8 protein-coding genes are annotated in these 8546 nt (G+C 71.4%); 2 read left to right on the forward strand and 6 right to left on the reverse strand.

Annotated elements, in window-relative coordinates; genetic code table 11:
* The first annotated feature begins 230 nt into the window (after window positions 1-230).
* Window positions 231-917: a sulfotransferase family protein gene (locus E1293_RS40810; protein ID WP_132204478.1), complete on the forward strand. Its 687-nt coding sequence runs from the start codon at window positions 231-233 to the stop codon at window positions 915-917.
* A gap of 44 nt (window positions 918-961) precedes the next feature.
* Here E1293_RS40810 and E1293_RS40815 read toward each other — a convergent pair whose 3' ends face one another.
* The 6 genes from E1293_RS40815 to moeZ form a co-directional block, all read right to left on the reverse strand.
* Window positions 962-1336, reverse strand: a complete 375-nt coding sequence (locus tag E1293_RS40815) for a hypothetical protein (RefSeq protein ID WP_132204480.1) — start codon at window positions 1334-1336, stop codon at window positions 962-964.
* Between the two features lie 139 nt (window positions 1337-1475).
* On the reverse strand, window positions 1476-2645 hold the full coding sequence (locus E1293_RS40820) for an ROK family protein (RefSeq protein ID WP_132204482.1): 1170 nt from the start codon (window positions 2643-2645) through the stop codon (window positions 1476-1478).
* 18 nt (window positions 2646-2663) lie between these two features.
* The gene (locus E1293_RS40825; protein ID WP_207939402.1) at window positions 2664-5639 is read right to left on the reverse strand and encodes an alpha-N-acetylglucosaminidase TIM-barrel domain-containing protein; all 2976 of its coding nucleotides are present in this window, start codon (window positions 5637-5639) and stop codon (window positions 2664-2666) included.
* A gap of 166 nt (window positions 5640-5805) precedes the next feature.
* The gene (locus E1293_RS50360; protein ID WP_165978625.1) at window positions 5806-6165 is read right to left on the reverse strand and encodes a cation:proton antiporter domain-containing protein; all 360 of its coding nucleotides are present in this window, start codon (window positions 6163-6165) and stop codon (window positions 5806-5808) included.
* The gene (locus E1293_RS50365; protein ID WP_165978626.1) at window positions 6162-6506 is read right to left on the reverse strand and encodes a cation:proton antiporter domain-containing protein; all 345 of its coding nucleotides are present in this window, start codon (window positions 6504-6506) and stop codon (window positions 6162-6164) included. Before E1293_RS50365 ends, E1293_RS50360 begins: the two co-directional genes overlap by 4 nt.
* Window positions 6507-6798: 292 nt before the next feature.
* Window positions 6799-7980, reverse strand: coding sequence for an adenylyltransferase/sulfurtransferase MoeZ (moeZ, locus tag E1293_RS40840; protein ID WP_132204490.1), 1182 nt, complete (start codon window positions 7978-7980; stop codon window positions 6799-6801).
* A gap of 201 nt (window positions 7981-8181) precedes the next feature.
* Here moeZ and E1293_RS40845 point away from each other — a divergent pair, with 201 nt between their 5' ends.
* Entirely contained in the window at window positions 8182-8376 is a 195-nt protein-coding gene (locus tag E1293_RS40845) for a CsbD family protein (protein ID WP_132204492.1), read from the forward strand.
* The last annotated feature ends 170 nt before the right edge of the window (window positions 8377-8546 follow it).

Consider the following 8546-nt stretch of genomic DNA (forward strand, 5'->3'; position numbering starts at 1 on the left):
CAGCCCGGCCTCCCGCAACCCGCCCGCCATCGCACCGATGAGCTGCGACAACTCAGCACGGGAGACGACCCGTCCGCCATGCTCGAAGGCCGCGGTGCGCGGCGACTCCCGCAACGCGTCGAGCAGCGGCCCGGGAAAAGGACTCATTGATCGGCTCCCCGCTTCCACGGACAATGCGTTCGCCGCGAACATAGGCGGCGCGCATCAGAATTCGCTCAGAGGAGACCGGCATGCAGGTGATCGGCGCAGGCTTCGGCAGGACCGGCACGAGTTCTCTGCGGACCGCGCTGGAGATGCTCGGCCTCGGTCCCTGCTACCACATGTTCACGATCATCGAGGAGCCGCACCGCGTCCGGCAGTGGCTCGCCATCGGCGAGGGCGACCCTCCCGACTGGGACGCGGTGCTCGCCGGTTTCACCAGCGCCATCGACTGGCCGGCCGCGGCCTACTGGCGCGAACTCGCCGAGCACTACCCGGCCGCGAAGGTGATCCTCACGGTCCGCGACCCGGAACGCTGGTACGAGAGCGTCAGCACCACCATCTTCGCCCGCGCCCTGGAGGAGCGGCACCCGCCCCTGCGCCGCCGCGTCACCCGCCGGCTGGTGCGGTGGCGGGCCCCCGACTTCGCCCTCTACCCGCGCATGAGCTGGACGACGATCATGGACCGGGTCTTCGCCGGACGCATCGACGACCGCGCCCACGTCCTCGGCGTCCTCGACCGCCACATCGCCGAGGTGAAGGCCGCGATCCCGGACGGCCGCCTGCTGGTCTTCGACGTGGCGCAGGGCTGGGAGCCGCTCTGCGAGTTCCTGGACGTCCCCGTCCCGGACGAGCCCTTCCCGCGGTCCAACGACCGCGCCGCCTGGCACCGCAAACGCTCCCGCCGCCTGGCCCGCCTCATCGTCCGCGGCCGCTGACCCGCCGCGCCGGCCGGTGACCCGGCCGGCGCATTGCGGGCGGCTCAGAGTTGCCGCCAGGTGCACGGGTCGACCGCGTTGGGCAGGTTGAGACACACCTTCGAGTTGTACGGACGCTTGTCGAAGAAGTCCCCCTTGCATGATCTCGACGGCGCATTCCGGCGGTAGGCGGTCCCGAAAGCACCGCCGTGGAAATACCAGACCGCGTAGACCTGATAACCGTCCGGATTGGTGTCGCAGACCCAGCCGTGGTTCGTCGAGTACTTGTACTTCATGTAGCCGGTGTTCTCGCCGTTGTGGATCGGGGCCTGCGTCTTCACGACGTTGTCGGCCGCGTATGCCGTCGAGGCGGCGGTGAACAGGCCCGCCGTTCCGAGAACGGCGACGGCGGCGGTGGTCATGACTCGGCGTCTGATCATGGGTTCTCCTCCGTGACTGCGCTGAGACGCTCGTTTCGGCCGCGCGCCATTGTTGGCGCAGTGGCCCTTTTCCGTGCTCTCCAGAGCATGGACGGCGGCGGTATAAACCCGGTACACGGTCCCAGCCGGGCCGTTCTGATCAGGTGGTGTGCCAGATGACGCCGAGGCGGCGGTGCATGGCGGTCGCGGCGGCGCCGTGCATGATGCTGTGCTCCGCCATCGTGGAGAAGCGCGGCCGCCGGACGTCGCTGGGCGGGAGGCGCACGGCCAGTTCCCGCTCGATGGCGTCGAGCAGGCGCGTCCCGGCGCGGCGGATCGGCCCGTCGATCACGACGTCCCCGATGTCGAGGATCGCGGCCTGGACGCAGAGCAGGGCGGCGAGACTCTTCCCGGCGCGGTCGACGCGTGCCGCGAGCGCCTCCAGCTCCGGTGTCGCGGGGGCCTGCTCCGGCGAGGAGACGGCGTCCAGCAGCTCTACCGGTGCTCCCGCGAGGACGGCCGGCAGGCTCGCCACCGTTTCGAGGCACCCCAGGCGGCCGCAGTCGCAGCGGCGGTCGCTGACGCCGACGTCGATGTGGCCGACCTCCCCGGCGCGCTGCCGTTCGCCCAGGTGCACACGGCCGTCGAGCAGGATGGCGGAGCCGATGCCGCCGGCGATGTGCAGCACGATGACGCTGTCGCCCGCCCGGCGCTGGCACGACAGCTCGGACATCCCCACGGCGGTCGCGTCGTTGACCAGCACGACGTCGTGTCCGAGGGCGGCCTTGAGCGGCCCGGCCAGGTCGGCGTCCTTCCAGTGCAGTTGCAGCGCCTCGATGATGCGCTGCTCGGGGGACACGATGCCGGGGACGGCGACCCCGGCGGCCAGCACCGCACGGCCGTCGTCGCCGGCCAGGCCGGCGAGCACCGGGACGAGGGCCGCCACCGCGTCCGCGACGCTCGGACCGGCGGGCAGCGGCACGCGCGTCGTCGCGCCGATCGAGCCGTCCAGCCCGACGACGCCGCCCTTCACCTCGGCCGGGCGGAGGTCGGCCATGAGCAGGCAGTGCCGGTCAGTGTCGATCCTGAGCAGGGTGGCCGGCTTGCCGCGCCCGCTCGGCCGCCCGGGCTCCTCGGCCACCAGCCGCCGCGCCAGCAGGGTCTCCATGATCTCCGACACGACGGCGCGGGCCAGGCCGGTCGACCGCGAGATGTCGGCGCGGGACACGGTGCCGCCGCCCGCCAGCACGCTCTGCAGGACGAGCTCGGTGTTGCGCTTGCGCAGGACGGCGGGCGTCACCTTCTCGGTGATGCGGACGGACCGTGTCATCCTCGCCCTTCTCGTGGCTCAGGCCGGCGGCGACGCGCAGGTGAGCGTCGGCACGCCGAACGATACGGCGTCGAACCAGCGGTTCACGTCGTACTGGTCGACTTGGAGACGCAGCTCCCGCACGCCGGTCACGTCGACGTCGAGCTTGACCGCGTCCGCTCCGGTCGTCGCCGCCCCGCTGCGCAGCACACCGGACTCGTACAGCTGCTCGCCGTCGCCGAACACCCTGACGACGACGTCGCCGTCGGCCGTGTGGTTCATCGCGTCGTCGATCCCGACGATCGTGGTGAACCGCCGGCAGCCATCGTTCAGTTCGACGCGCACGTCGGCGTTCGCGTTGGTGCCGAGGCCCTTGCTGTAGGCGACCCCGTCCAGCCGGATGGGCTTGCCGTTGCCTTCGGGCGTGCCCGGCGTCACGGTGTCGCGGGCCACCTTGTAGATGCCGTCGTGGTTGCGCTCGTAGGAGAACGGCAGGTCGCTCATCTGGACCCGGCCGTCCGCGGCCACCGGCAGCACGGCGGACGCCTTGCGGACCCGGTGCTCGCCGGCCTGGTCGAAACCGACCGTGATCTGGACGGTGACCTGCGTCGTCCCGTCCGGGAGAGCACCGGTTGGGTGCAGCGTCCAGGACTGCTCCAGGGTGGCGCCGGGGTCGATCTCCCCCTCCTCCGGGCCGGCCGGGCGCGCTTCCACGCCCGCGGGTGCGGAGACGTCGAAGGTCAGGCCGCTCATCGGCGCGAAGTAGTTGGTGTTGGTCACGGAGGCGGCCACCGCGGCGGAACCGGAGACCGTGCCCTGCGGACGCAGCGACAGCCGCAGGTCGTAGCTGTCGCCGGTGAGCCGCCGCAGCATCCGGGACGCCTCGGTGTAGGCGTCGCCGGCCGGCCGCGTGCTGTACCTGCCGCGGTCCTTCGCCCATTCCTCGGCCATGGCGTACCAGTCGACGGCCGGGGCCTTCTCGCCGGTCCGCAGCTCGGTCTTCAGCCCGTCGAACAGCCGCTCCCAGCGCGGTGCGTAGTAGTCGCGCAGGACGCCGGACCACTCGCGGTAGGCGTAGTCGTGCAGGTCGGTGTCGCGCTCGCCCCACGAGGTGATCAGCTTGCGCGCCTCGTACTCCAGCTGCCGGGCCTCGCCGGGGCTCCCGGCCGCCTGGCGCGCCCGCTGGAGCCACGGCCCGACCAGGAAGTGCCGGTCGGTGCCGACCAGGTCGTCCAGCGCCTTGATGTAGCCGGTCCACGTGCCGGTCAGCCGGGTGAACATGGCGAGGTCCCGGGCCTGGTACGCCGAGTTGATCTGCGGCAGCAGGGTGCGGGACCGGTCGGCGGCCGTCTGGCGGGCCACGTCGACCAGGTCGTAGCGGTAGGCGTCGCTGCGGCGCAGCGACCCGCGGACCGACAGGAGCGCGGGCAGGGCGCGGGCGAACGCGGCGGGGTCGGAGGCGAACGCCGTCTGCGCCCACCGGTGCGGCCTGTTCGTGGTCAGGCTCGGCGCCGCCGCGAACAGCCCGCCGTGCCCGGACGACCGGCCGCCCGTCGGCGGGATCGCGTAGGCGGTGTCGGCCAGCACCCGCCAGGCGGCGCGGGCCTGCGGGTCGACGCCGCCGTACCGCGCGTCCGCGTACTCGTCGAACCACCGGTGCAGGTCGACCGGGCCGTCGTGCCAGGGCAGCTCGGCGAGGAACTCGACCGCGACCGGGTTGTTGTAGCCGGCCTCAGGCATGATCGCGATTCCGTCGAGCGCGGTGCGCGGACGCGCCCGCCAGTCCCAGAAGCGCTCGTTCCACGCCTTGATCGGCGCGCCCACGGTGGAGTTGCCGCCGAAGTTCCAGATCGACCCGAAGGCGTACGGCGTGCCCTTCCAGTCGGCGTCGCGGTCGACCTTGAGCGCCCGGTCGGACAGGCCGTCCATCACGAGCATCCTGCTCCGGTCGACCGCGGCCACGGTCTCGGGACGCGGGTTGCTCTGCCAGCCGAGGATCACCCAGGTCGCCCCCGGGTGGGCCCGCTCCAGGGCGTCCTGGACGGCCACGGACGCCTCGCCCACCGAGATGCCACCGGGCTTGCCGCCCTCGTGCAGCAGGTCCATCTTGTACATCGTCGACCGGCCGAGCAGCCGGTCCTGGACCCCGTAGAACCGCTGGGCGACCTTGGTGAACACCGGGTTCGTCGGCGCCAGCCAGTCGGGCCGGGTGAACCCCTGCCAGCTGCCCTGCGGCACGGTCACCGCACCGGGGTCGCGGGTCTCGAAGTCGGTCGGGACGGTCCCGAAGTAGCCCGGCAGCACCGGCGTGATGCCCAGCCTGCGCATCCGGTCGGCGATCCGGTGTCCCAGCCTCGCCCGTGCGCGGAGCTGGTCCCCGCTGATGGGAGAGGTGAAGTTGGACATGTTCTGGAGCAGCCACCACGGCTGGTAGCCGGCGCCCGGGATCCACGAGCGCAGCTCTCCCCCGGAGTAGCCGAACGACTTCAGCGTCTCGTAGTACACGGCCTCGGTGCCGACCGGCATGAACATCTCGTTGACGCCGTGGAGGGCGTAGACGTCGATGAGCCGTTCCCAGTCCTCGAACGTCCGGTACGGCCCGGAGTACCCGTCCTCGGTGTCGTTGCCGGCGAACCGGTGCTTCACGACGGACGACCTCTGGATCGGCTGCGCCGGCAGGGGCAGCCGGCGCGGCAGGTCGAGCTGGTCGCCGGTCCACGAGACGTCGGCCTTGGCCACATGCTTCAGGTACCAGTTGAAGCCCATCAGCAGCGCCGGGGTGCTGCTGCCCGCGATGACCAGCCGCCGGTGGTCCCGGGAGATCCGGAAGGTGTCCTTGCCGCCCGGCATGGTCTCCAGGCTCACCTGTGCGGCGTACCGCGCTCCGGCCAGCCGCCGGATCACGTCGTGCGCCGGCCGGACGTCGAACGAGGGGCGACCGTGGGACCGTCCCGTGTCCGCCGACGCGGCCGGCGCCGCGCCGACGATGAGCAGCGCGCCCACCGACCCGGCCACCGCCGCGTGCCACCTTCGCCTCGTCCAGCGCCATCGCATCACGGCCGCGTCCCTTCGCCGGGTTTTGATCGGAGTCCAAACTAAATAGTCGGGCCCGTCCGGTCAAGATCCGGTCCCCCCGAAGAGCTGAGCCCGGCTACCAGGCGCGGCCGGCATCAGTGGGCGATCACATTTGAACCGAAGTGGCCGCCGGCTCGTCCTGGTCCCCGGCCGGCATCCGGGCGCGCTCCAGCCGCTCGGGCAGCGCCAGCCGGTACAGCGGGACGGCGGCCGCGGTGGTGACGAGGGCGACGAGCACCAGCATCGCGAACAGCTCCCGGGTGATCATGCCTTGCGCCAGCCCGCCCGGATGCCACGCCGTCAGCACCGCGAGCAGGCACCAGGCCACCGCGTCGTCGATGGGCGCCGCCAGCAGCGACAGCCGCCCGAGCGGGGAGTTCTCCAGGCCCCGCTCGTACAGGATCCGGGCGAGCACCGGGAACGCGGTCAGCGACGCGCGCCGCCGACGAACAGGGCGAACTCTCACCGGCCGACGTCGGGCCGCGACAGCGTCCCCCACAGGACGGCGCCGACACCGAACCCTAGGAGCATCGAGAGCGCTATCCCCGACAACGCCAGCAGCGGTGCCCGGCGGACCTCGCCGGGCACCCGCGACGCGTGGTCCAGGCCCGCGCCGACGAGGAACATGTAGAGGGTCAGCCCGATGCTGCTCAGGATGTACAGGACGGGCCTGACCTCGCCGGGGAACACCGCCTCCTGCGCGTCCGGCCACACCTGCCCGAACAGCGTCGGGCCGAGCAGCACACCGGCGACCATCTCACCGAGGACGCGCGGCTGCCCCACCCTTCGGGCGAGACCTCCGCACACGCCCGCGGTGATCAGGATGACGACGAGGGCGGGGAGCGCCCTGAAGGCCAGTACGAGGTTGGGGTCCTCAGCGGGAGCCGCTGCGAAGTGGGGCTTTGCCCTCCTCTGGGCCGCACGTCCTCGACGTGATCATGCGTCCAGAGGAAAGCTAACCCGGCGCGCCGCGATGTCCCGTCTCCGATATTGCGCAGGGCTCGGAGCCGCTCAAATGCCCCGCCGGGTGCACATTTCCGGGCAGGGTGGCCGCGAAAGGCCCCCGGCCCGGGTGGGGCGGGGGCCTCGCGGCGTGCGGTCAGTAGGAGGGCAGGCTCGGGTCGATCTGGTTGACCCAGGCCAGGATGCCGCCGCCCACGTGGACGGCGTCACCGAAGCCGGCGTTCTTCACCACGGCGAGGGCCTCGGCGGAGCGGACGCCCGACTTGCAGTGCAGGACGATCTTCTTGTCCTGCGGGAGGCGCTCCAGGGCCGAGCCGTTCAGGAACTCGCCCTTGGGGATGAGGGTCGCGCCCGGGATCGAGACGATCTCGTACTCGTTGGGCTCGCGGACGTCCACGAGGAAGATGTCCTCGGCCCGGTCCTGCATGCCCTTGAGGTCCTTGACGGAGATCGTGGAGTCCTTGGCGGCCTCGGTGGCCTCCTCGGAGACCGCGCCGCAGAACGCCTCGTAGTCCTCCAGCAACTCGGTCTGCGTCGGGTTCTTGCCGCACAGGGGGCACTCCGGGTCCTTGCGGACCTTGACCGTCCGGTAGGTCATCTCCAGCGCGTCGTAGATCATCAGGCGGCCGACGAGGGGCTCGCCGATGCCGGTCAGCAGCTTGATGGCCTCGTTCACCTGGATCGAGCCGATCGACGCGCACAGGACGCCGAGCACCCCGCCCTCCGCGCAGGACGGCACCATGCCGGGCGGCGGCGGCTCGGGGTAGAGGCAGCGGTAGCAGGGGCCGTGCTCGGCCCAGAAGACCGACGCCTGGCCGTCGAACCGGTAGATGGAGCCCCACACGTACGGCTTGCCGAGCAGCACGGCCGCGTCGTTCACCATGTAGCGGGTGGCGAAGTTGTCGGTGCCGTCCAGGATCAGGTCGTACTGGGCGAAGACGTCCATGATGTTGTCGCGGTCGAGCGCGAAGTCGTGCACGACCACGTCGATCAGCGGGTTGATCTCACGGACGGTCTCGGCGGCCGACTCGACCTTGGGCTTGCCGAGCGACGACTGCCGGTGGATGATCTGCCGCTGCAGGTTCGACTCGTCCACGACGTCGAAGTCGACGACGCCGAGGGTGCCCACGCCGGCGGCGGCCAGGTAGAGCAGGGCGGGGGAGCCGAGGCCGCCCGCGCCCACGACCAGGACCTTGGCGTTCTTGAGGCGCTTCTGCCCGGCCATGCCCACGTCGGGGATGATCAGGTGCCGCGAGTAGCGGTTGACCTCGTCGCGGGTGAGCTCCTGGGCGGGCTCGACCAGAGGTGGCAACGACACGGTGAATGCTCCTGTGCTGACGCTCGGCGTTATGGAGGCGGGACTTCGTCGTCCTCTCGGCACAACCTTGCCATGTGCTGCGGCATTCCCGGCAGGCGCCCGCCCGCGACACCCCTGTGCCCGCATCGTCGATGCCCGCATGGTCCGGGTTTCAGCGGGCATAGGCGGGGTTCGTCCGATCCTCGTACAGAAGGAGGAGCCATGAGCTTCCTCGACAAGCTGAAGAACAAGGCGCAGAAGGCCAAGGGCCGGGGCAAGGAGGAGGCCGGACGGCAGTCCGGCGACCCCCGCCTTGAGGCCGAGGGGCGCGGCGAGCGCACGGCCGGCGGCGCGAAGCAGGTCGGCGAGCGGGTCAAGGACGCCGGCAAGGAGACGCGCCGGACCTTCGAGTCCTGACGGCGGGCCCCTCTCCGGAGGGGCTCCGTCCCGTCCGGGGCAAGCGGGAAGGGTCCCCTTGCCCGGATGACAGGCGGAATGTCGCGAAGCACAGTTAATCTTGACTGTTGTGGCATTCCTGCCCCCCTCTGAGCAGCCGCCCCCGCCGCGGCACCCGTACCGTCCCGGCA

Source organism: Actinomadura darangshiensis, assembly GCF_004349235.1.
Classification (GTDB): domain Bacteria; phylum Actinomycetota; class Actinomycetes; order Streptosporangiales; family Streptosporangiaceae; genus Spirillospora; species Spirillospora darangshiensis.